This window comes from Paenibacillus senegalensis JC66 (genome assembly GCF_000285515.1).
Lineage (GTDB): Bacteria > Bacillota > Bacilli > Paenibacillales > NBRC-103111 > Paenibacillus_L > Paenibacillus_L senegalensis.
Map to the genome: position 1 here is coordinate 1 of NZ_CAES01000142.1, position 739 is coordinate 739.

General features: G+C 48.8%; 1 protein-coding gene. It reads right to left on the bottom strand.

The window, feature by feature from the left end:
* Positions 1 to 132: 132 nt before the first annotated feature.
* Positions 133 to 739: transposase (locus tag PSHG_RS26025; RefSeq protein ID WP_010267401.1), on the bottom strand; the 607-nt coding region annotated here is incomplete at its 5' end.

Genomic DNA, 739 nt, shown 5'->3' on the forward strand with positions numbered 1-739 from the left:
GAGCATTTTGCATAATTCCGTTTATAGAAAAGTTGGCTGTAGATTCTTAGGCCAGTAGAACGGTATTTTAGCCGGATTCACCTTTGAATCACAAAATGAACAGACCTGCAGAATTTTTGCTGAATCAAAATTTTAAGCGGCGGCTTCCTTAGACTGACGGGCCATCGCTAACGCAGAAGCCAGCAACACAATTGCGTTTAAGTATTGGTGAGTGGTCACCTTCTGGATGCCCCAAACGTGCATGGCGTCTGCGGTCAAATGAGTTTTCAATCTGGAATTGCAACGTTCTACGCTTGTTCTTTCGTTGTAAAGCTCCTTCCAGCGTTTCGTTTCCCGATGTGGACTCGAGTAGCGTCGCGGATCGCTTTTCGTATTGACTTTGACGACCATTCCATAGTTGGAAGATGAGCATGCAGCCATACCAAGCGGACAGTCGACCTTCCCAGTGGCATGAGGACACCGGAATTTCAGGTGATCGCCATCGGCACCCCAATAGGTCATGGCAAAACCCATCGAGCAGCAGGGCGTGCCGCTAGAGGTCATGCCCGCAGGTGGTTCCTTCTCATTGCGAAGATTCATCGGGATAATCGCTTGCGCTTTGAGCTTCCGTGCCGCTTCATAGTTTTTAAGTTGGTCATATCCGGCATCCAGCATAAAGAATTTCACTTTCGTCCCCTTAGCAACTTGTTTCATAAGGGCAGGGGCCATATCGCCGTCATTGACATGAGCCGGTGTGACG